Source organism: Rhizobium sp. 22-785-1, from assembly GCF_053521965.1.
This window is the reverse complement of the sequence record NZ_JBNWDI010000002.1, coordinates 207,727-229,740: the sequence shown is the minus strand read 5'-3', so window position 1 is coordinate 229,740 and position 22,014 is coordinate 207,727. Positions and strand designations below refer to the sequence as shown.

Sequence of the window (22,014 nt, the reverse complement as noted above, 5' to 3'; positions counted from 1 at the left end):
ATTTACATGCCTGTCGTCCGTCATCAGAAATTTGCCTTTTGTAAGATTCCCTGAATTTTAACATTTTTACGTCACGTTGCGGGAAGTCGTTAATTTTGAGGACGAGCAATGTCGCGTTTTGTATCGAGATCCATTGTGGTTCAGATAGTATGCCTGACCCTCGGTCTTGTGATTCTTGGTATCATAGCCGTCGGTGCCTCAACCTATATGCGGTTGAAGCAGGATGTCATGCAGACCGCGATCATGGATACGGAAAGAGGAATTCGCAGCATGGCGATCCTCTACCAGCTGAAGGTCGGAGGCACGACGCTCGCTATCGATAATGACGAGCTTAAATCTGTAAGCCGTCCTAGCATCGGTACGCTGCTCGATTTCGATCTCGTCGACCGCACCGGCATGGCTATCGGTGGCGTGGCAACCGTATTTCAGGCGCAGGGCACAGACTTCCTCAGAATCTCGACCAGTCTCAAAAACGAGAAGGGCGAGCGCGCTATCGGGACAAAACTTGCTGTCGACAGTCCCGCCTACCAGAACATCACCAAGGGCCAGTCATATATCGGCCCGGCGAAGCTGTTCGGTAGAGATTACATGGCGGGATACATGCCTGTTCTTTCCAAGAAGGGAGATGCCGTCGGCATCCTTTTCGTTGGTGTACCTATGGAGTTCTATCAAGGACATATAGACGGTCTTCGCAATATGATGCTGATTGTCGGCGGAGCGGTCATCGTCATATTCAGCGTTCTTGGATACCTCATCATCAAGCGCAGCATGCGCCCACTCGGTAACCTGACGAGCGCCATCACATTCCTGTCTCAGGGCAGGCTCGACACAAACATTCCCTACGCGGAACGCAAGAACGAGTTCGGCGATATTGCGCGCGCGTTGGAGGTCTTCCGCGAGAACGCCCGTGAGAAGCTCCGCATTGAGGGCCAGAGCGCCGAAGAGCGGGCGCAGGCTGAAGCCGAACGGGCGCAGAACGATGCCGAGAAACAGAATACCGATCGCGAGATCGAATTTGCCGTCAACCAACTGGCGGGTGGCCTGGCTCTTCTCTCAAATGGAGATCTGACCCAGACCCTCGATGTGCCGTTCTCAGGCAGGCTTGAGCAGTTGCGGGTCGACTTCAATACCTCGCTTGCCAATCTGAAAGATGTGCTGCAGCAGGTGCGCGAGCGGACCTTCGTTATCCAGAACAATGGTTTGGAGATGCGCAAGTCGTCCGACGAGTTGTCACGTCGCACAGAATCCCAGGCTGCATCGCTGGAACAGACGGCCGCTGCGGTCGAGGAAATCACCGTGACCGTCAAGTCTTCTGCCGAGCGTGCTCGCGAAGCCAATAAGGCCGTTCGCGCGACGCAACAGAGCGCCGACAGCTCCGGAACCGTCGTGAAAAATGCTGTCGATGCGATGAGCCGCATCGAGGACGCATCGCAGAAGATCGAACAGATCATTGAAGTCATCGACGACATCGCCTTCCAGACGAACCTCCTTGCCCTCAATGCCGGTATCGAGGCTGCACGCGCAGGAGAGGCTGGTAAGGGATTTGCTGTGGTCGCCCAGGAAGTGCGAGAACTCGCCCAACGCTCCGCCGATGCAGCCCATGAGATCAAGGCGCTGATCAACCAGTCGACACAGGAAGTCAGCACAGGCTCGCTTCTCGTGCAGGAGGCCGGCCAGGTTCTCTCATCGATCAGCCAGCAGATCGTCACTGTCAGCCAACACGTGGAAACCATCGCTACGGCGACCCAGGACCAGGCATCCGCGTTGCAGGAAGTCAACGGCTCGGTAAACCAGATGGACCACATGACTCAGCAGAATGCGGCTATGGCGGAAGAATCGAGCGCTGCAAGCCAGATGCTCGCAGACGAAGTCGAGGCGCTTCTGGGCCTTCTTCAGCGCTTCCGCATGGAGCAGTCCAATGCGACAGGTGGTCGGCAAAACCACTATGGCCGCGCGGCCTGATCGAAGCATCACAATTGAAGACCGCTCTTCATCTCGAAGGGCGGTTTTTCTATGAGCGTCAGGACGCCTTATCCATCGAGTGAAGATGCTTATTCCGCGGCCGCCTGCCGGGTGTTGAAGACCTGTGTGACGTAGGCGCGCAAAGCAGCCGGTCGAACCGGCTTGTGCTGAACCCCGATGCCGTGGCGTTCCGCTTCGGTGCGAACCTCCGGTGTCCGATCGGCAGTGACGAGGAGAGCGGGAAGCTGCGCTTTCGATGTTTCGCGCAGATGCAGGATCGCATCGATCCCTGTACCCTCGGCGAGATGATAGTCGGCAATGATCATGTCGGGAATGCCACCTCTGCTCAAAGCATCATCGAGGTCATCGACGCAGGCAGCCTGCGTCACCGTGCAGCCCCAGCCTGTCAGTAGAACGGCCATGCCTTCGAGTATTTTCGGCTCGTTGTCGATGCACAGAATGCGAAAGCCTGCGAGCTGCGTCTGTTGGAGTTGAGACACCGTATGCTCCGCCTGCCTGCTTTGTTTCCCATGCTGCGCTTCCCTCTGCACCTGCACGACAAAGGACGTGCCTTTGCCCACGACCGATGACAGTTGAACGGGATGGTGCAGAACCCGCGACAGGCGGTCCACGATGGACAGACCAAGACCAAGACCTGCCGCAGCCCTCATTCCTGCGTCGAGCCGTGTGAACTCCTTGAAGATCGTCCGAAACTTGGATGCCGGAATTCCCATGCCGGAATCGATCACCTGGATCATCACATCGCCGCCGCGCCGCCGCGCTCCGACGAGCACCTTGCCCGAGCTGGTATATTTGATGGCGTTGGACACCAGGTTCTGGATGAGCCGCCGCAACAGATTGATGTCTGAGCGCACCATCAAGGATGTGGGCATCACTACGAATTCAAGGTTCTTCTCGCGCGCCATCGGGGCGAAGTCTGTCTCGATCCGTTTCAGCAGATCGTTCAAAGGCACCGCTGCCATGCGCGGTTTCATCGCGCCTGTATCGAGACGCGATATATCCAGCACCGCGCCCAGGATCGTTTCCACCGATTCCAGCGCCGAATCGATATTTTGAACGAGGTTGCTGTTGTCCGAATTGCCGATGCGCTCGACCAGTGCGGAAGAGTAGAGACGGGCGGCGTTGAGTGGCTGCAGGATATCGTGGCCGGCAGCGGCAAAGAACCGGGTCTTGCCGATGTTGGCCTCATCTGCTGCCGCACGCGCCTCCACCAGTTCGCGATTGACCCGCAACAGCTCTGCAGTGCGCTCCGCAACGCGCTGTTCCAGGGTTTCATTGGCCTGCTTCAGCGCCTGGTCGCTTTCCACGCGCTGTGTAATATCGGTAAAGGTCGCGACCACACCCTTGTCCGGCATTGCGTTGGAACGAACTTCGATGATGCGCGCTCCCCCGCTCAGTTCCAGTGAAAAAGGCCGGTCCATGGCGAGAAACTGGTCGATACGCTCACTATGATCGCCGGGTGTAATATCCCCACGCTCTTCCAGTAGTGCAACGATCTCTCCGAGCGGCAGTCCAACCCGGCCGAAATGCTCCGGCAATTCCAAAAGCGTGCGGAAGCGCCGGTTCCATATCGTCAGTTGCAACGAACTGTCGAAGACGGCGATGCCCTGATCCATCTGTGCAAGAGCGGTCTGCAGCATGTCCTGATTGTATTGCAGCGCTTCGCTGGCCTGATCGAGCAGCCAGGCGGTATCGGCGCTGGTATCTTCCGCTTTCTGCAGAATGAGCGACAACACCAGCCGGGCAGAGGAAGAGCCGATCGCGCTGCCAAGCAACTGCTCGGAGAAATGAATTAGCGCCATATCGGCAGGCTGATCGTCCTCCAGCTTTCGCCCGGCCGTCTTCTCGTAGGCTGAAAGCGAGCGCAACATCCGCTCTTCGCCGAGATAGCGCGCCACCGCACTCTTCAGGTCGCCGACACTCACACGCGTCTTCCAGCCTCGTGTGGCGAATTGAGACTTGGAGTGGCGCTTGACGAAAATGCCAGACTGGATGCGTTCCACAGGACGCGGATTGCGCGAGAGGGAGCCAAGCACGAACGTCAGCGAATTGATGAGCAGGCTAAGCGTCACCGCATTGACCAGCGGATCGGCGCCGGGGCCGCTGAATATTTCTGTTCCCGGGAAAATGAAACTCAAGACCCCGGATGCAACATAGGCGTAGTCGGGTCCTCCCAGGCTTGGCAGGAAGAGGAGATAGGCCCAAACGATGAAGCCTGAACTAAGTCCGGCAATAGCTCCACGTGCGTTTGCCCGCCGCCAGAGCAGACCGCCAAACAGGGAAGGCGCCATTTGCGCGATTGCGGCAAAGGCAAGCAGCCCGATGGATGACAAACCTGATGTGCTGTCGGCTGCCCGGTAATAGCAATAGCCGAGCAGCAGCACGATGAAGATCGCGGTTCGGCGGATATTCAACAGTGTCTTGGCAAAATCATCGCTGTGAGGCGAGCGGGTCAGGAGTTTTTGCCGCAGAAAAATCGGCATCAGGATGTCGTTGGACACCATGATCGACAGCGCCACGGAGGCGACGATCACCATGGCGGTAGCTGCGGAAAAACCACCGATGAATGTGATCAGCGAAACGATCGGCACACCATGGAACAGCGGCAGTTGAAGAACATAAAGATCCGCGTCGCCATTGCTCCCCAATGTCAGTAGACCGGCGATTGCAATGGGCAGTACGAAAATGTTGATTGCCACCAGATAGAGCGGCAAAAGAAATCCCGCCGTTCGCAGTTCCTTTGCCGTTCGGTTCTCGACCACCGTGACATGGAACTGACGTGGCAGAAGGATGATGGCGAAGCCCGACAGGAGGGTGAGAATGATCCAGCGGCTGATTGGCGTCTGGTACGAGACCGCCTCCATCACCTGCGCGTTTTCAGAGGCAAGCCGCCAGAGCTGTGCTGGCCCGTCGAACAGAAAGAAAACCACATAAATACCGGCCGTGCAGATTGCCAGAAGCTTGACGACCGATTCCATCGAGATGGCGAGGATCAGCCCGTCCTGATGTTCTGTCGCGTCGGTGTGGCGCGTGCCGAACATGATCGCAAATCCAGACATCACCACCGTCACGATCAGCGGTAGATCGAGGAAGTAGAGATTTCCGCTGCCGATACCATAGTCGCGCGGGTCCACCATGGTGGCCACTGAACTCGACACGGCTTTCAATTGCAGAGCAATATAGGGGATGGCGCCAACCAGAGCGATGACGGAGACGATCATGGCGACCGTCGGGTTCTTGCCGTAACGTGCGGCGATGAAATCCGCGACCGAGGTCAACTTTTCCGCCTTGGCCAATTCCACGATCCGGCGGATCACTGGCATTCCAAGTGTGAAGGTCAGGATCGGACCGATGTAGATGCCGAGAAATTCGAGCCCCTTTTCCGAGGCAAGACCGACTCCGCCAAAGTATGTCCATGAGGTACAGTAGATCGCAAGGCTGAGAGCATAGACCACCGGTCGCCCGGTGTTGGGAGCGGTCTTCTGCCGGCTCTTGCGGTCGCCGTAACTCGCCACTGCAAACAGCAGCAGGATATAGGCGAAAGCCGAGACGAATATGATCCACCCGGGCAGCAATAGGGTCCCCTCCACGCGTTGCATGCAAGCTTATGACACTTCTGGGGAAATGAGAATTGGCCCCGTATTGGCATAAAGTTCAACGTGAGAGCGGTTGCGTCTGCGACCTGAGCTTCAGACGGTGGAACCGAATAGACTAATGCCGCGTCATAATACTGCGCATTGGCAACCGGAGTGCTATTGTGCGGCGGTCGGTGGCGTGCAGTCCCGACAGGTAAGAGGGCTTCAAAGAGGGACATCTTTATGCTTAATGAATTCAAGACATTCATCGCGCGCGGCAACGTCATGGATCTGGCCGTGGGCGTCATCATCGGAGCGGCGTTCAGCAAGATCGTCGATTCGGTCGTCAACGATCTCATCATGCCAATCGTCGGCGCAATCTTCGGCGGGTTTGACTTCTCGAACTATTTCATCCCGCTGAGTTCAACCGTCACTGCGCCGTCCCTTGCTGCTGCCCGCGAGCAGGGTGCGGTCATCGCCTACGGCAATTTCATCACCATCGTTATCAACTTCCTGATCCTTGCATGGATCATCTTTCTGATGGTCAAGGGCGTGAACAAAATCCGTGCTTCGGTGGAACGCGAAAAAGTGGAAGAAAAGAAGGCACCAGCCCCGCCGCCAGAAGACGTCAAATTGCTGACCGAAATCCGCGACCTATTGAAAACCCGCTGAAACGGAAGGGTTTCTCGTCGGATCGATCTCTGACTCATCAGCAAAATCCGTGATTTCTTCACGGAATATCATGCCAGGCTGGTACGCAATGCGCTAAGAAGGCACTTGAACGGAGTGCCTTTTATGTCGGTTTTGAACAGTCTCAGCGCACGCTCTTTGGCAGCGCCGGAAAGTGGTATCGTCGAGGTCAAAAAATACGCCCACGATCGCGAAAATCTTCTTCCTTTATGGGTTGGCGAAGGCGATCTACCGACGCCAGCCTTCATCTCCAAAGCGGCGGCAGATGCGCTGAATGCGGGTGAGACTTTCTATACATGGCAGCGCGGCATTCCAGGTCTTCGCGAAGCGCTTGTGCGCTATTATCAAAGACATTTTAGCGCAACTCTTTCAACGGACCACTTCTACGTGACGGGCTCCGGCATGCAGGCCATCGCTCTCGCGGTCCAGGCATTGACGTCACCTGGCGATGAAATGATTTACCTCACGCCGACATGGCCGAATATCGTCGCCGCCATTGGCGTTGCCGGCGCGAACGCGGTCCCCGTTGGGATAGATTTTATCCAGGGCAAGTGGGAGATCGATATCGGCAAGCTTGAAAGCGCTATTACGCCGAAGACCAAGGCCCTCTTCATCAATACGCCGTCCAATCCAACCGGCTGGACGGCCACGAAAGACGATCTTCGCAACATTCTTGCACTAGCGCGCAAGCACGGGCTTTGGATCGTCGCCGACGAGATCTACGCGCTTTATTATTACGGCGCAGCACGCGCGCCGTCCTTCCTCGACGTGATGGAGGAGGGCGACCGAATCGTCTTTGCCAATTCCTTCTCCAAGAACTGGTCTATGACGGGATGGCGTGTCGGCTGGCTGGTTGCCCCTCCGGAAATAGGCCAGGTGATCGAGAATCTGATCCAGTATTCGACCTCTGGCGTGGCGCAGTTCATGCAGCGCGGAGCGGTTGCCGCATTGGACGAAGGCGATGATTTCTTGGCGCAGAATTTTGCCCGAGCAGCACAGTCTCGCGATATTCTCTGCGACGCGCTGATTGCGACCAATCGCGTCGAGACCTTGAAGCCGGATGGCGCTCTTTATGCATTCCTGAAAATAGACGGCATCACGGATACCCGCGCAGCAGCCTTCGATATCGTTGACAAGGTCGGCGTTGGACTGGCGCCGGGAACAGCGTTCGGCGCGGGCGGAGAATTGTTTTTGCGCGCCTGTTTCCTGCGCGACCCGGCACAGATAGCAGATGCGGCGGACAGACTGTCGGATTACATCCTGCGGAAATCCGCCTGACGGGTTTTCATTTTTCTGCGTAACGACAACGTGGAGCGTTTCCGCTCAAGACGGAAACGCTCCACGTCGTTGAACAACACCGTGCTTTCCGAAAGATCAGCAATGATTTTCGGAAAGCACGATGCTGTAGTTTCAAAGGCTTCGAGGACGCAAAGGGCGCGCTCAAAGCCAAACTATACGGGAGAAACGATCAGGATCTAGTGCGCTGCGTTCATCGCAGCGGAGTCCACATTCTTGTAGAAAGTGGCGTAGCGCAGGCTATCGGCCAGGAATGCGGTGTTCTCGTTCGGGTCGTTGGAAGGGTTCTGGAAGTTGATGTAGTTGATGTTGACGCCGGCATGGTCTTTGCCAAGCATCAATTGCGCGTAGATCGTGACACCTTTCGGCTTGATCTCAAGATCGAGCGTGATCGAAGGATAGGTGTCCCAGTCCAGCGTATAGTCCCCACCGATCCCGAAATGAACGGTACCGGGATGGAAGTAAAGTTCTGCCGCCGAATCTACGAGATCCGACAAGCTGTTGTAATATTCAAACTTTAAAAGAGATATTAGATCAGCTGCGTCGATAAGGCGAAGCTCGGCCGCTACGGGACCGATTGCGCGTGCAACTATTTCTTCTCGTTGAGCCGAATATGGGCATTTTTTCATGTCGATCAGTTTACCCGTCTTTTGTTCTGACGTGCGGCGTAAACCTTGTGAATGAGTTCCGCCACAGCCTTATAAAATACTGACGGGATGACGCTATCGACTGAGACTTGCGCAAACATGGAGCGAGCGAGTGGCGGATCCTCAAAAATAGGAATGTTGTTTTGGGTGGCGATTTCCCTGATGCGCAGCGCAATCAGATCCTGTCCCTTGGCAACCACGATCGGAGCATCGCTTTCCTCACGCACGTAACGCAGCGCCACCGCGTAATGAGTCGGGTTGGTGATGATCAACGTCGCTCTTGGAACGGCATCCATCATGCGGCGGCGGGCGCGATCGCGCGCAATCGAGCGCTGGCGGGCTTTGACCACGGGGTCGCCCTGGGACTGCTTGTGTTCGTCCTTGACTTCCTGCTTGGTCATCTTCAGTTCGCTGTACCAGCGATGATGGCTCCAGAAGTAGTCGGCCACCGCAAGAATACCGGTAGAGAAGAGAATGACGATCATCATTTTCTTCAAGATTTCATAGCCGGTCGGAACGATCAGCTGCGGATCGGAGATCAGAGCTGTCAGCAGCTTGAAATAATCGTTCTTCAGCACAATCCCCATGATGATAGCGACGACGACCACCTTGAAGAGGGATTTGCCGAAGTTGACGAGACCGTTCACGCTGTAGATGCGCTGAAAACCTTTGACCGGCGAGATACGTTCGGCCTTGGGGGTTATACGATCGAGAACGAATTGCGGCATGTTCTGTGCAAAGGACTGACCCAGCCCGAAGATGATGAACATGATCGCTGCGGGCAAAAGCAGCGCACCCGCTTCCTTGGCCAGATGAAGGCCCAGAGAAACGAGATCTCCCGCAGTGTTGAGCCGCCATTGTTCCGGCCGTTCGATCACATCCTTCAGGGATTCGCCAAGGCGTTTTGCGCCGTCCGGCGCAAAGAAAACGAGATAGACATAGAAGGCGAGCGAGGATGCAAAGAGCGACGCTTCGGTAGACGCAGGGATATTGCCCTTCTCGACGGCGTCGCGAAGTTTTTTCTCTGATGGATCTTCTGTTTTACTGTCCTTGTCCTCGTCTGCCAAGGCAAGATCCCCCTAGAACGCCGCACGTCTTCCAAGACGCGCGAAGGACGCTCTTCTTCTTGAATCTCCACATCGTGCTTTGCGAAAATCAGTTCAGACTTTCAGGCCGATGCTGTGGGCACGTCGCGCAAGACCGTTCAGTGATTTTGCGAAAGCGAGATACGTAGAAAAACACCTGAGGCACCAACAGCAGAGTTGAAGACATCGCCATGCGCCTCAAGTGAAAAAACCCGCCTTCTCAGGCAGGTCAACACGGACAGGCTACAGTCTTGATGCGCAGCCCGCAAGACGGCGTGGTCATGCGGCAGGTGTTATCAACCGGGAAGGTTCTATGCGGCTGCGGGCTCGCCGCCTTCTGTTGCCACTTCCTTGAGGACGATCTGGCCGGAGTTGGCCAGACGGATGGCTTCCTGTGCGACAGCGCGGCGGGCCACTGCGACTTCGCGCGTATTGATTGAGGCTGACGGCACGGCCAGATCGGACTCGATCATGCGGCGCTGGCGCGGACTGATGCTCGACAGCACACATTCCTTGATCTCCGCCGTGGCGCCACGTAGCGCCATGGTGAGAACATCGCCGGCAATGTCGTTGAGCAGTGCCACTCGGCTGCGCTGCGGCATATAGAGCAGGTCTTCGAAAAGGAAGATCTTCGGCTTGACCTTGTTGGCCGATTCGCGGCTCAACGTTTCCAGCGAGCTGAGCAGGGTGTCGACCTGCGGCTTCTCCAGTTCGTTCATCAGGTCCGCGACCTTGATGGAACCCACTGCGTTGCGCTCCGCCTCGACCTCGGCAATCAGCGCCAGAACGCGCTTTTCGATGATCTGCGCGGCGGTGGGGCTGACTTCCTTCATGTTCACCGTGCGGTTCATGATATCCGCGCGCTGTTCGTCGGGGATGGTCAGAAGTACCTTGGCGCCGAACGACGAAGGAAGCATGGAAAGAATATAGGCGATCGTCTGCGGATGTTCGCGCATCAGATACTTGCCGATGAATTGCGGGTCGGAATCCTGCAGCTGATCCCAGATGGAGGTTTCATAGGCCTGGAAGGTCGCACGGCGACCGAGAAGGCCGTCCACTTCTTCTGGAGTGAGGCCTTCTTCGAGGATCGCTTCGATTGCCTTGGCGTTGTCCATCAGTCCGGTGCCCTCGGTGAAGAGGTCTTCGAATTCAGCGACGATCTGGGCCAGTTCGTCCGGGGGGATGACACGGAGAGTCTGAGCGGAATTGATGATGGTCTGCAGCTCGGCCTGGGTGAAAAACTTCAACAGTTTTCCAGCCACGCCCTTGCCCATCGCCAGAAGAACGGCGGCGGCTTTTTCAGCCTGAGACAACGGTTTCCCTAACACCGGGTTACCGAAATCCTCAAAGTCCATCATGGTCTTTCCTCTCCGTCCCCACAGGGATCAGGTCTTCTTGGTACTCAGTACTTCAATAAGCTTGACGCCAAAACGCGTTTCGTCGTTCTCGAGAACGGTAATTTCACCGCGTGCGATGCAACGACCGTTCACCATGATCTCAACAGGTTCGCCGATTCGTCGATCGAGCGCAATTGTTGCTCCCTCTTCCAGGCCCATCAGACCCGATACCAGCATGCGGCTGGTTCCCAAAACGATCTGGACATCGATCGGGATGTCCATGATCAGATCCATGTTATCCGACAGGCCGCTACCAAGCGGCGGCGCTGCGGAAAAAGACATCTCGGCTGCGCCACCGAAGGCACCGAGATCGGCCCCCATCGCCATCGGGCTTTCATCGGCGGCGTCGAAATCGCCGAAGTCTCCAAAGCTGGAGAGCGAACCCTCAGCGTCGCTTTTCAACACGTCGCGCAGCCCACCGATAGCGTTGTCCAGATCGCCCGCGTCATCAAGCGAAGGCATCAGGTCGTCGTCGGTTAAAGGGGTCTTTTTCGTAGCCATGCGATAATTATTCCTTTTGAAACTTGCGTCAGCCTGCCTAAAACCTCTGATTGTATCGCGAGCGATCAACCCATCAGATGTCTTAGGATTTCGTCATCCGTAGAGACGTTGTTCTTGACCCGAACCATGTAGCGGTCCCCGGCTCGCCCAAACTCGCAATTATACATTTTTGCACCGTTTGCGCTTACTTCGACGCAGATATCATCCTGCTTCGCGTCCCGGAAAGGAATGACGTCTCCTTCCACGAGGCGTGAGATAGTCTTCAGTGTCAGTGTCTGGAGCCTGATTTTCGCCTCAAGCGTCACTTGTGAACGCTTGACCTGCTCGGAAATCATTTCCATCCACTCTTCCTGCTTCTTCAATGCGCCGGCCGAAGGCTTCGGCGCAACGATCGTCGTCTTGAGAAGCGTGCGCTGAGGCACGATCAGCGCAAAGTCGGAAGCAACCTTGCCGATTAGGATCTTCAGCCGGATCAGCATGCCGAACTGGCCGAACATGGCCTCTTCGTAGGCACTCTTTCCGGTTGCGTTGAAGGGCGGTTCTATGATGGCCTCGAAGCCGCCGGGCGCATTGACGGAAGAACGCAGCACACCAGCGATTCGGTCGAGCACCAGCGCGGCAAGATCGAGTTCGATCTGTGACAGAGGGCGCACTTCCGGCTCCATGATCGTATCGGGTGCCGCGCCCAGCATGCGCTCCATCAACGCCATGACGAAACCGTTGCCGATACCGATCATGAAATTGTTGCACCAGTTGCGAAGCGAGCAGTCCGAAACGGCGTAATCTTTGCCGAGCTTGGCCACGAGATCGGTCATCAGTCCGGATTCGCAACCCTCATAATCGACTTCGATGGAGAGGCTCGTCTGGCTATGAAAAACATCGGGAAGAAACGCGGTATAGATCTGACCGATGTCGGCACCGATCTTTCCGATTTTCTTGTTGTCGCCAAGACCACCGGTCAGCTTGGCCAGCAGAGCGGGGTCCATTGGAGCAATCGGGGTCTGTTGAGCAACATCCGCCATATCAAGCCGCCTTCTGGTCGCCACCGGGGTTCATCATTTCCTGCTCGACGGCGTCGATTGATGGGCGCTCGTAGCCGGAGATGGTCTTGCGTCCATATTCCAGTGCGACCTGCGGCACGGAGCCGTTCATATAGGCGATTAGTGTCTGCTTCACGATGACGTAAAGCCTGTGCTGCTTTGAGCGCACTATCTTGACCTGGGATGCCAGCGGGTTGCAGATCGAATAGGAAAGAAGAATACCAAGCATGGTTCCGACGAGAGCCGCACCGATAAGGCCGCCGAGAACGGCAGGGGGCTCGTTGATCTTACCCATGGCCTTGATGACGCCGAGAACGGCCGCGACGATACCGATGGCCGGGAAGGAATCGCCCATCGCGGTGATCGCGTTATAAGGCTTTAGCTTGTCGTAGAGGATCGTTTCGATTTCCTCGTCCATCAGCGCTTCGATTTCATGGCTGCGGGCGTTGCCGATGATGATCAGGCGGACATAGTCGCAGATGAAGGACGTCAGCTCCTTATTCTTCAAGACCGAAGGCGCGGTCTGGAAGATCGAGGATTCTTCGGGATTGTCGATATGGGCTTCGATCTCGTTTCGGGACTTTGTTCGCAGGTCGCGCATCAGTGAGTAGAGGACACCCAGCACGTCGAGATAGTGACGTTCCTTCGGCACGGCGAACTTGAAGGCTTCGCCCAGCGCTTTGCCGGAATCCTTCACCACCTTCATCGGGTTGGACATGATGAAGCCACCGAGGCCAGCACCACCGATGATGACAAGTTCGAACGGCTGAACCAGAACGTCCAGATGGCCGCCCATGGCCATGAAGCCGCCGAGAATACAGCCGAAAGTAATAACCAGTCCAATAACGATATTCATCTGACGCTCACACCTCAGCCAATTTTTCTCCCGAATGGTTAGGCATCATGCCTTGCGCGAGGCTGGCTTGGTGTCCGTTTGGACATTCGACGGCGCTGGTCAGGGGAATGATTTTTCTATCTTTCGAGGAGAAGATCGTAGGCGAGATCGGCAGAGATCGGACAGTTGCTCGAGATGGAAGAGGAGAGAAGGCATCGCCAGATCGCCTGGGCCGGACCTTCCGTCAGGCACCTCAGGACGTCTCGTCGTTTCTCTTCTCATGTACGGCTTGTCGATTAGCGATCGCCTATTTTGGCTGGGTTCTGACCCTGGTGCCGGGGGCCAAAAGTTTCGCGCAAGCAAACGCCTCTAGGCCTTGAGGCCATGATGTGGCGCATTCTGCCGCACGTCCTTGGTCTGAAGTCCAAACAGGAGAAGAGCATGCAGTCTGGTTTATACGTGGGTATCTCGTCCCAGATCGCCTTGGAACGCCGCCTGACGACCATCGCGGACAACATCGCCAATATGAATACCGTTGGCTTTCGTGGCACTGAGGTGAAATTCAATCAGGTCATGGCGCAGACGAAGAACGATCTGCGTGCCAATATTGCCTTCGTAACGCAGGGCAACGACTACCTTTCGACGCAGAACGGCGAGCTGGAGCGCACAGGCAACTCTTTCGACTTTGCGGTCAAGGGCGATGCCTGGTTTGCCATCAACACGCCGTCGGGACAGGTTCTCACCCGCGATGGCCGCTTCTCCATGTCGACCACCGGTCAATTGATTTCGACAAAGGGCTTTCCGGTTCTCGATTCCGGCGGTGCGCCGATCCAGCTCAATCCAGCTGCGGGAGAACCGAGCGTCGGTGCGGATGGACGTATCATTCAGGATGGTCGGACCATGGGGCAGATCGGGCTGTTCACCGCCGATCCGAGCAAGGGTTTCATGCGCTATGAGAATAGTGGCGTGATCTTTTCCCAGGCGCCGCAGCCGGTGGTGGATCAAGGTGATGTCGGCATTGTCCAGGGCTATGTCGAGCAATCCAATATCAACGGCATTTCACAAATGACGCAGCTGATCCAGGTCAACCGCGCTTTCGAGGGCATTTCGTCGATGATGAAGTCGACAGAGGACAATTTCTCCCAGGCGATCCGCACGCTTGGAGGCGGTCAGTAACCGGCATAGACCATGATGGACATTCAGCCGCAGCCTTCGCCGTTTCATAAACTCGATGCGCTTGCGCATATCGCGGCCTCGCAACTGGCGTCGGGCGTGCCCGTCTCACGCGGGGGCCGCGTGCGCACCATCGCGGCTGGCCACTATACGGTCAGCGGCCTTTCGGAACGTGTGCGGCTCGGTGAGTTCGTCGTCCATAAAAGCGCAACCGGTCTGCATCTCGGCGAGGTGGTGCGTGTTGAGCCGGACCTCATCTATGTCTGCCCAATTGAACCCGGCGATCCGATCGGCGTGAACGACGTTGTGCTGCGTGATGGAGAGTTTCGTGTCCAGCCCGATGATAGCTGGTGCGGGCGTACCATCAATTCGCTGTGCAAACCGATAGACGGCAACGGGCCGCTCTTGAAAGGCACGAAAAAGCGCTCGGTGATGACATTGCCGCCGCCATCCATGAGCCGCAGCCGCGTCGTCTCCGGTTTCCGTACCGGCGTGAAAGCGATCGATATCTTCACGCCGCTTTGCCTGGGTCAGCGTCTCGGGGTGTTCGCGGGCTCGGGTGTTGGCAAATCGACGCTTCTGTCGATGCTCGCCAGAGCAGATGCCTTCGACAGGGTGGTCATTGCGCTCGTCGGCGAACGTGGTCGCGAAGTCCGCGAATTCATCGAGGACACGCTCGGCGACAATATGAAGAAGTCGATTGCCGTCGTCGCCACCAGCGACGAGAGCCCGATGCTGCGAAAGATGGCGCCTCTGGTTGCCATGACCATTGCCGAGCATTTCCGCGATAAGGGGGAAAACGTCCTCTTCATCGCCGACAGCATCACGCGTTTTGCCCATGCCATTCGGGAAGTTGCGATTGCCGCCGGTGAGCCGCCGATTGCGCGTGGCTATCCCGCATCCGTCTTTACCGAACTTCCCAAGCTTCTGGAACGGGCAGGGCCCGGCGAGGAGGGGACCGGTACGGTCACGGCCATCATATCGATCCTTGTCGATGGCGACAATCATAACGATCCGATCGCGGATTCGACCCGCGGCATTCTCGACGGTCACATCGTGCTCGATCGGTCCCTGGCAGATGAGGGGCGTTATCCCCCGATCAATCCGTTGGCCTCCATTTCGCGTCTGTCCCACAAGGCCTGGACACCCGACCAGCACAAGCTGGTCTCGCGACTGAAGTCGCTCATTCACAATTACGAGGAAACCAAAGACCTGCGTCTGATCGGCGGGTATCGTCCGGGCGTCGATGCGGAGCTTGATATGGCCGTCAAGCAGGTTCCCTTCGTCTATGAAGTTCTCAAACAATCGCCGGGCGATCCAACGGTGATCGACGCCTATGCAGAATTGGCAAATGCGCTGAGAAACGCGCCGGTGAACAGCCAGATGGCAGCCGCACAGCGTCGGGGACCCTGATCATGAAACTTAGAAAGCGCAAGACCAACGAGGCGCAGTCAACCACCCAATTCGACAGAATGCTCACCGGTGGATTGATCGCCGTCGCAGCGGCCGCTGCCGCCTTGCCGTGGTACGTCTTCCTCAATCCGGAAAAATTCGGCATGAGCGGTCGTGGCTGGGAAGCGTTGATGAATGTCCCGCAGCGCGGCGGTGGCGGTGGCGATGCAGTCATGCCGCATGCCGACGATACCCTTGCAGGCAGTGAAAGCAAGGACGCCGCAGACACGGCACTGGACTCGGTCATTACGGCGACGGTTCCGGCTAACGGGACCAGCGACGTGAATGCCGACAACCCCATGAATCCGCAACCCTTCCCGGGCGGAGTGCAGTTCAAGCTGTTGCATGTCTCCAACGGGCGCGCGCTGATCGAAGATAAGTCCGGCATGTTCCTCGTCCAGATTGGGTCTGTCCTGCCTGATGAGAGCCGGCTGATTTCGATGACGAGAGATGGCGGACGATGGAAGATCGTGACGTCGGCCGGAGAACTCTACTCCGAATAGAGAGCTATAATACCGTCTCCCTACGCGTGGACCGCGTGGCCTGGCGATGAAGATATTGATCGTAAAGCAGAAAGGCCGCCTCTTCCGAAGCGGCCTTTCTGCTTTGAACTTTGCTCCTCATGGGGGAGCCTTCCTGGATGCTTCTTACCGATCGAGGAAGGGAGTTTCGCGTTTTGGCAGTGCCGGCACATCGAAATGATCCGGCTCGTCGCCCTGCTTGGCCCGTTCCACCATCATTTCATAGGCGGTCTCCAGATGACGGCAGAAGCGTTCGGCGTCGAAGAGCGGCGTGACGAAACGATTGTCCGCGATACGGTCGCGCACCTCCTTCAGCTTGTCCGGGTTCTGCGCGTAGAATACGGCCTGTCTAACATATTCTTCTTCGTCGCTGGCAATGAGTTCGGGCGTGCCGATGGCATTCAGCAGGCTTTCACTGACCCGCGAGGCGAAATTCGTGCCCTTGACTGTCAGGACAGGCAAGCCGGACCAAAGCTGTTCGGACGTCGTCGTGTGGCCATTGACCGGGAAGGTGTCGAGACCGAGATCCGCTGCCGTAATACGGTTGAGGTGAAGTTCGAAATCCAGCTTGCCCATGAGGAACACGCGCTTGGCAGAAATGCCGCTTTCGGTGAACTTCTTCATGATGTTGACCGCGCTCACCTGGCTGTTATGTAGCACCCAGATCACGCTGTTCGGCGTCTTCTTCAAGATATCGCACCACAGTTCGATGACGCGCGGCGTGATCTTGCGGTTGGCGTTGAAAGAGGCGAAGACGAAGGCATCTTCCGGTAGGCCGACATCGGCTCGGCTGACCTGCTTTGCCAACGGACGGTTGACCGGATCATTCGGCTGATAGGTTTCCGGCAGGCGAACGAACTTTTCATGATAGAAGGGCTTGGAGCTTTCCGGCAGCACGTAATGGTCGCCGATGGCGTAATCCAGATCGATATTGACGACCGACCCTGGAAAGCCGATCCATGCCACCTGAATGGGTGCAGCGCCCATATTGAGGATAGAGGTCCGGTTGCCGGCCGTATGTCCCTTCAGGTCGACCATGATATCGATGTTGCGTGCGCGCATTTCTGCGTGCGCTTCCTCGTTCGTCATATCGCGAATGGTCACGACGTCGCCCCATAGGCTGCGGTCGGCCTCGTTTGTCTTCAGCAATGCCTCGTCGGAATGGCAAAAGAGCGTGATTTCGAAACGATCGCGGTCATGCAGTTCCAGCACGCGGCGGATCAATTTCATCGTGGCGTGCTTGTCGAAGAAGTCCGACGATAGATAACCGACGCGGATCTTCTTGCCCCACTCATGTGGCATTGCCCGACGCCGTGCGGTCATATCGGGGCTGAAGTCTGGCGTGTTGGAGCGCGCCAGCTGGTTGATATATTCGTCGCCGCTCCAGTGAAGATTGAAGAAGGTGCCGTCGAGCGAAACGAAAGACGTATCGCCTGCTGCCACAGCCGCATCGATGATTGGCTGATGTTTCTCGATATTGTCGAACCTGCTGTGTTCGCGGCTAAACACCAGATACATCAGGCGCACGGGATTGTTGTGCGGCAATCTCGACAGGAGGACGCGGGCGGTGTCGATATCGCTTGGATCGAAAAGATCCCAAGTGGTAATCGCGATGCGGGCGCCGAGCTTGATATGCTCGATATTATCGCTCTTCATCAGGATCGTCTTCAACGTCCGGGCAATGCGGTTTTCGCCACGCTCCAGCAGCAGCGATCCTACGATGTAGGCCACGTCCAGATGTTTGTGGAACCGGTGAATGAGCCGGTTGGAAAGGGCCAGAGCCTTGTCTTTCTCGCCGCATTCGTAAAACAGCTTGATGCTCTCGACCAGGTAGGTTTCGGCATCGAGACCGTTTTGCTGGTAGGCAAGTTCGTAGGACGTGGCGGCCTGTTCCTTCAGTCCAAGCTGAAGCAGCGTTTTCGCCAGCAATGCATAGGTGCGGGCATCCCGGTTCGTGTCCATCAGCCGGTTCAACGTCGTCAGCGCTTCTGTGTAGCGTCCCGTCTTGAAATGCTTGGAAGCGGCCGAATAGCTGATTTCGTTTAACATTGGGTCCGTTGCGTCCTCTTGCTCGACATCTCGGAAGGCACCGCCCGGGGCGCTGACCGATCTGCGGCGAATAGAAAATTCAACCGACCCTACAGGATGAACCTTGCTCGAAACGGGAAAGCGTGAGTGCTGCCCCGAGATCCGTTTCAAGCCGTTTACACAACGTTAACTGTAGCCCCCGGAACTGGGCATTCAACTGGTCAAATTAAGAAGTTCGAAATGCTTGGGGGCCATTTTCATCGTCACGTGACGGGTTTGGTGTCCTTCAGAAAATGGACCCGAGTGGCATGATGCCGAACCGTTTACGCCGGTGAAATCCGGCATGTCCCTCTCATGTATTTCGTAAAAAAGGGGCAATCATGTCTAGCATCAACTTCAATGCAAACGCTACAGCTGCACTTCAGACCCTGCGCGACGTCAGCAGCAAGCTGAACACCACCCAGAACGCCGTTTCCTCTGGCCTCAAGGTCGGATCTGCCAAGGACAACGTTGCCTACTGGTCGATCTCCACCAGCATGAAGTCGGACAACAAGGCGCTCGGCGCCGCGACTGACGCGCTGGGCGTCGGTGCTGCAAAGGTCGATACGGCTTACGCTGCGATGGACAGCGCTATCGACGTCGTCAACGAAATCAAGGCGAAGCTGGTTACGGCGAGCGAAAGCTCTGTCGACAAGGATCAGGTTAACCTTGAAGTCAAGAAGCTGCAGGAACAGCTCTCGGCTATCGGCCAGGCAGCATCCTTCAACGGCGAAAACTGGATGGTCACGGCCACCAAGACGACGGTTGTCGACGGCTTCATCCGCAAGGACGATGGCACCGTCAAGATCAACACGGCGAACTTCGAGGCTGCAAGCTATGCCATGTTCTCGACGATCGCCGGCGGTGTTGGCAGCGGCGGCATCTTGAGCGCCGTGATGACCATTGCACTCACCAGCGCTGCAACGCAGGGCAAAATCGACGGCTTCCTGACGACTGTCGAAACCGCTCTGAAGAGCCTGACCAAGGGCGCTGCTGCTCTCGGTGCATTGTCCACCCGCATCGACCTGCAGCAAAAGTTCGCGGGCAAGATCAGCGATGCCATGGACGCTGGCATCAGCCGCCTGGTAGACGCAAACATGGAAGAAGAGTCTGCTCGTCTGTCTGCACTGCAGACCCAGCAGCAGCTCGCGGTCCAGTCGCTGTCGATTGCCAATTCCAGCTCGCAGAGCATTCTCTCGCTCTTCCGTTAAGCTCAGCCGTAAAGAGAATATTAAAGAGGCCAGGTCGCAAGACTTGGCCTTTTCTTTTTATTAACCCAAGTTAAAAACGTATTAACTGATTAATTTCTATTTTTACCCTATTTTAATTATATATTATTCCGTTGTTAACCCTAACGTTGTTAGATGAATTCATCAGAACGACGGCTGAAGTGTTAATAGGTTCACTCAGCGAGCATGACGCTGTACGTCGTTTACCGGTAAAACCGGAATGTCCCTTTCTTTTATACTTGCCAGAGGGGCAGTTTTAATGACGAGCATTCTGACCAATTCATCCGCGATGTCCGCACTGCAGACGTTGCGCTCGATCAACTCCAACCTGACCGACACTCAGAATCGCGTTTCCTCCGGCATGCGCGTAGAGCAGGCGTCGGACAACGTTGCCTACTGGTCGATCTCCACCAGCATGAAGTCCGACAACAAGGCCCTCGGCGCTGCGACGGACGCACTGGGCGTTGGTGCTGCAAAAGTCGATACGGCATATGCCGCCATGGACAGCGCTATTGACGTCGTCAACGAAATCAAGGCGAAGCTCGTCACATCGAGTGAAACCTCGGTCGACAAGGAACAGATCCAACTTGAAGTCAAAAAGCTTCAGGAACAGCTCTCGGCAATCGGCCAGGCAGCATCCTTCAACGGCGAAAACTGGATGGTGAACACCACCAACACGACAGTTGTCGACGGCTTCATCCGTGAAAGCGACGGTACCGTTAAGATCAATACGGCAAGCTTCAAGGCTGGCAGCTATGCCATGTTCTCCACCATCGACGGCGGCGTTGGCAGTGGCGGTATCCTTGGCGCTGTCATGACCATCGAACTCACCAGCGTAACCACGCAAGGCAAGATCGACACCTTCCTCGACACCGTCGAGACGGCGCTTGGCAAGATGACCAATGGTGCGGCAGCCCTCGGCGCGCTGAAGACACGTATCGACATGCAGGACAAGTTCTCCAGCAAGCTGTCGGATGCCATCGAATCTGGCGTCAGCCGCCTGGTGGATGCGAACATGGAAGAAGAGTCCGCGCGCCTGTCGGCATTGCAGACCCAGCAGCAGTTGGCGATCCAGTCGCTCTCGATTGCGAACTCCAGCTCGCAGAACATCATGTCGCTGTTCAGAGGCTAATCGCTTCCGTTTTAATGAAAAGCCGCGCGTCAGCGCGGCTTTTTTCGTTTTGGTCGAAAACAAAAATATCTATTATTATCAAATAATTAGGGATAGTTAACGTCGATCTCCCACATTAACGTAGCGTTCATTGAAGTAAAAACTTCCCTACATTTAAACGTTTGTTAACCATAAAGCTGTTTTCTGTGCTCATCGAAACAGCGCACCGAACCCACAGTTCGGTAGGCATGAAGCTATCCGACGCGTTTCCCGGCTTGACCGGAATGTCCCTTCTTCCAGAGATTGCCAAAGGGGCCACTTAAGATGACCAGCATTCTGACCAACACCTCCGCTATGTCCGCATTGGAGACGTTGCGCAACATCAATACCACCCTGTCCAACACGCAGGACCGTGTTTCTTCAGGTTACAAGGTCGCGCAGGCCAAGGACAACGTGGCCTATTGGTCGATCTCAACCACGATGAATTCCGACAATAAGGCCCTGAACGCCGCCTCCGACGCACTTGGCGTGGGCGCAGCGAAGGTTGATACGGCTTATGCGGCCATGGAAAGCGCCATTAGCGCGGTCAACGAAATCAAGGCGAAGCTGGTAACAGCCAGTGAAAAGTCGACGGACAAAGGTCAGATCCAGCTCGAAATCGGCAAGCTTCAGGAGCAGCTTTCGGCCATCGCACAAGGTGCCTCCTTCTCCGGCGAAAACTGGATGGTATCGACCAATACGGAGGCCAGCGTCGTCGACGGCTTCATTCGCGAAGCCGACGGAACGGTCAAGGTTACGACGGCGACATTCAACGTCGAAACCTATGCCCTGTTCGCAACGATCGCCAACAATGTCGGCAGCGGCGGCATTCTCAGCGCCGTCATGACCATTCAGTTGACCAGCATCACCACGCAGGGTCAGATCGACACCTTCATGGACACGGTCGAAACCGCGATCAGCAGAATGACCGACTCTGCCGCCGCACTCGGCGCTCTGCAGATCCGCGTCGATCTCCAGGACAAGTATTCCGCCAAGCTGTCGGATGCGATCGAGGCGGGCGTTAGCCGCCTCGTCGATGCTGATATGGAAGAAGAGTCGGCAAAACTCTCCGCCATCCAGACACAGCAACAGTTGGCAATCCAGTCTCTGTCGATCGCCAATTCCAGCTCGCAGAACCTGATGACCCTGTTCCGCCAGTAAAGTCTTTCGCCAGAACAGAACAAAGGCCGCGTTTTCTGGAAAGCGCGGCCTTTGTTATTGAAGCGGCAAGATCGGTCAAAGGCCACGTCTCCAGCTTCGCACAAGTTTCATCATGGCTTGATGGTCTACTGGGCAATCTTTTGATTCGCCTTGGCTTTTTTTAACCGTCTTTACACGCAAGCCGTCAGAGGCTCTGCCTGGAATGCCGCAGC

General features: G+C 56.3%; 17 protein-coding genes. 9 read left to right on the top strand and 8 right to left on the bottom strand.

The features are described from left to right. Positions 1-108 precede the first annotated feature (108 nt). Positions 109-1,962: a methyl-accepting chemotaxis protein gene (locus tag ACQZ5M_RS05865; RefSeq protein WP_296074178.1), complete on the top strand. Its 1,854-nt coding sequence runs from the start codon at positions 109-111 to the stop codon at positions 1,960-1,962. An 89-nt stretch (positions 1,963-2,051) separates the two neighbouring features. Here ACQZ5M_RS05865 and ACQZ5M_RS05860 read toward each other — a convergent pair whose 3' ends face one another. Next, complete coding sequence (locus ACQZ5M_RS05860; RefSeq protein WP_296074181.1) at positions 2,052-5,558, bottom strand: PAS domain-containing hybrid sensor histidine kinase/response regulator; 3,507 nt, start codon at positions 5,556-5,558, stop codon at positions 2,052-2,054. Positions 5,559-5,801: 243 nt separating this feature from the next. Here ACQZ5M_RS05860 and mscL point away from each other — a divergent pair, with 243 nt between their 5' ends. Beyond that, positions 5,802-6,230 (top strand): large conductance mechanosensitive channel protein MscL, encoded by a 429-nt coding sequence (gene mscL / locus ACQZ5M_RS05855; protein ID WP_296018198.1) that lies wholly within the window; start codon positions 5,802-5,804, stop codon positions 6,228-6,230. 123 nt (positions 6,231-6,353) lie between these two features. Continuing rightward, positions 6,354-7,526: a pyridoxal phosphate-dependent aminotransferase gene (locus tag ACQZ5M_RS05850; RefSeq protein ID WP_296074186.1), complete on the top strand. Its 1,173-nt coding sequence runs from the start codon at positions 6,354-6,356 to the stop codon at positions 7,524-7,526. 197 nt (positions 7,527-7,723) lie between these two features. Here ACQZ5M_RS05850 and ACQZ5M_RS05845 read toward each other — a convergent pair whose 3' ends face one another. From ACQZ5M_RS05845 to motA, 6 genes are all read right to left on the bottom strand, one after another. After that, positions 7,724-8,173 carry a hypothetical protein gene (locus ACQZ5M_RS05845; RefSeq protein WP_296018203.1) on the bottom strand — a complete coding sequence of 150 codons (450 nt, stop codon included), beginning with the start codon at positions 8,171-8,173 and terminating at the stop codon, positions 7,724-7,726. Positions 8,174-8,178: 5 nt separating this feature from the next. After that, complete coding sequence (gene flhB, locus ACQZ5M_RS05840) at positions 8,179-9,258, bottom strand: flagellar biosynthesis protein FlhB (RefSeq protein WP_296018204.1); 1,080 nt, start codon at positions 9,256-9,258, stop codon at positions 8,179-8,181. A gap of 329 nt (positions 9,259-9,587) precedes the next feature. Continuing rightward, positions 9,588-10,634, bottom strand: coding sequence for a flagellar motor switch protein FliG (gene fliG / locus ACQZ5M_RS05835; RefSeq protein WP_296018207.1), 1,047 nt, complete (start codon positions 10,632-10,634; stop codon positions 9,588-9,590). A gap of 27 nt (positions 10,635-10,661) precedes the next feature. Further along, the gene (gene fliN, locus ACQZ5M_RS05830; protein ID WP_296018209.1) at positions 10,662-11,174 is read right to left on the bottom strand and encodes a flagellar motor switch protein FliN; all 513 of its coding nucleotides are present in this window, start codon (positions 11,172-11,174) and stop codon (positions 10,662-10,664) included. A gap of 65 nt (positions 11,175-11,239) precedes the next feature. Beyond that, a complete protein-coding gene (locus ACQZ5M_RS05825) occupies positions 11,240-12,196 on the bottom strand; it encodes a FliM/FliN family flagellar motor switch protein (RefSeq protein ID WP_296018210.1) in 957 nt (318 codons plus the stop codon). A 1-nt stretch (position 12,197) separates the two neighbouring features. Beyond that, complete coding sequence (gene motA, locus ACQZ5M_RS05820; protein WP_296018213.1) at positions 12,198-13,070, bottom strand: flagellar motor stator protein MotA; 873 nt, start codon at positions 13,068-13,070, stop codon at positions 12,198-12,200. A 420-nt stretch (positions 13,071-13,490) separates the two neighbouring features. Here motA and flgF point away from each other — a divergent pair, with 420 nt between their 5' ends. The 3 genes from flgF to ACQZ5M_RS05805 are packed head-to-tail and all read left to right on the top strand — an operon-like array spanning position 13,491 to position 16,177. Further along, the gene (flgF, locus tag ACQZ5M_RS05815) at positions 13,491-14,225 is read left to right on the top strand and encodes a flagellar basal-body rod protein FlgF (RefSeq protein WP_296018214.1); all 735 of its coding nucleotides are present in this window, start codon (positions 13,491-13,493) and stop codon (positions 14,223-14,225) included. 12 nt (positions 14,226-14,237) lie between these two features. Beyond that, on the top strand, positions 14,238-15,635 hold the full coding sequence (gene fliI / locus ACQZ5M_RS05810) for a flagellar protein export ATPase FliI (protein ID WP_449079251.1): 1,398 nt from the start codon (positions 14,238-14,240) through the stop codon (positions 15,633-15,635). Between the two features lie 2 nt (positions 15,636-15,637). Continuing rightward, a complete protein-coding gene (locus ACQZ5M_RS05805) occupies positions 15,638-16,177 on the top strand; it encodes a flagellar protein (protein WP_449079250.1) in 540 nt (179 codons plus the stop codon). Positions 16,178-16,321: 144 nt separating this feature from the next. Here the strand turns inward: ACQZ5M_RS05805 and ACQZ5M_RS05800 are convergent, their stop codons facing one another. After that, entirely contained in the window at positions 16,322-18,244 is a 1,923-nt protein-coding gene (locus ACQZ5M_RS05800; protein ID WP_449079249.1) for an O-linked N-acetylglucosamine transferase, SPINDLY family protein, read from the bottom strand. 359 nt (positions 18,245-18,603) lie between these two features. Here ACQZ5M_RS05800 and ACQZ5M_RS05795 point away from each other — a divergent pair, with 359 nt between their 5' ends. The 3 genes from ACQZ5M_RS05795 to ACQZ5M_RS05785 all read left to right on the top strand — a co-directional run bounded on the left by ACQZ5M_RS05795 (position 18,604) and on the right by ACQZ5M_RS05785 (position 21,802). Continuing rightward, a complete protein-coding gene (locus tag ACQZ5M_RS05795) occupies positions 18,604-19,473 on the top strand; it encodes a flagellin N-terminal helical domain-containing protein (RefSeq protein ID WP_296018220.1) in 870 nt (289 codons plus the stop codon). Between the two features lie 277 nt (positions 19,474-19,750). Next, positions 19,751-20,623: a flagellin N-terminal helical domain-containing protein gene (locus tag ACQZ5M_RS05790; RefSeq protein WP_296018222.1), complete on the top strand. Its 873-nt coding sequence runs from the start codon at positions 19,751-19,753 to the stop codon at positions 20,621-20,623. A gap of 303 nt (positions 20,624-20,926) precedes the next feature. Further along, a complete protein-coding gene (locus ACQZ5M_RS05785) occupies positions 20,927-21,802 on the top strand; it encodes a flagellin N-terminal helical domain-containing protein (protein ID WP_296018223.1) in 876 nt (291 codons plus the stop codon). Positions 21,803-22,014 lie beyond the last annotated feature (212 nt).

Coding starts and splice junctions, on each gene's coding strand:
- ACQZ5M_RS05800 (WP_449079249.1), bottom strand. CDS start 18,244: ATGTTAAACGAAATCAGCTATTCGGCCGCTTCCAAGCATTTCAAGACG.
- ACQZ5M_RS05865 (WP_296074178.1), top strand. CDS start 109: ATGTCGCGTTTTGTATCGAGATCCATTGTGGTTCAGATAGTATGCCTG.
- fliN (WP_296018209.1), bottom strand. CDS start 11,174: ATGGCTACGAAAAAGACCCCTTTAACCGACGACGACCTGATGCCTTCG.
- ACQZ5M_RS05785 (WP_296018223.1), top strand. CDS start 20,927: ATGACCAGCATTCTGACCAACACCTCCGCTATGTCCGCATTGGAGACG.
- mscL (WP_296018198.1), top strand. CDS start 5,802: ATGCTTAATGAATTCAAGACATTCATCGCGCGCGGCAACGTCATGGAT.
- motA (WP_296018213.1), bottom strand. CDS start 13,070: ATGAATATCGTTATTGGACTGGTTATTACTTTCGGCTGTATTCTCGGC.
- ACQZ5M_RS05790 (WP_296018222.1), top strand. CDS start 19,751: ATGACGAGCATTCTGACCAATTCATCCGCGATGTCCGCACTGCAGACG.
- ACQZ5M_RS05795 (WP_296018220.1), top strand. CDS start 18,604: ATGTCTAGCATCAACTTCAATGCAAACGCTACAGCTGCACTTCAGACC.
- ACQZ5M_RS05825 (WP_296018210.1), bottom strand. CDS start 12,196: ATGGCGGATGTTGCTCAACAGACCCCGATTGCTCCAATGGACCCCGCT.
- fliG (WP_296018207.1), bottom strand. CDS start 10,634: ATGATGGACTTTGAGGATTTCGGTAACCCGGTGTTAGGGAAACCGTTG.
- ACQZ5M_RS05850 (WP_296074186.1), top strand. CDS start 6,354: ATGTCGGTTTTGAACAGTCTCAGCGCACGCTCTTTGGCAGCGCCGGAA.
- fliI (WP_449079251.1), top strand. CDS start 14,238: ATGATGGACATTCAGCCGCAGCCTTCGCCGTTTCATAAACTCGATGCG.
- flgF (WP_296018214.1), top strand. CDS start 13,491: ATGCAGTCTGGTTTATACGTGGGTATCTCGTCCCAGATCGCCTTGGAA.
- ACQZ5M_RS05845 (WP_296018203.1), bottom strand. CDS start 8,173: ATGAAAAAATGCCCATATTCGGCTCAACGAGAAGAAATAGTTGCACGC.
- ACQZ5M_RS05805 (WP_449079250.1), top strand. CDS start 15,638: ATGAAACTTAGAAAGCGCAAGACCAACGAGGCGCAGTCAACCACCCAA.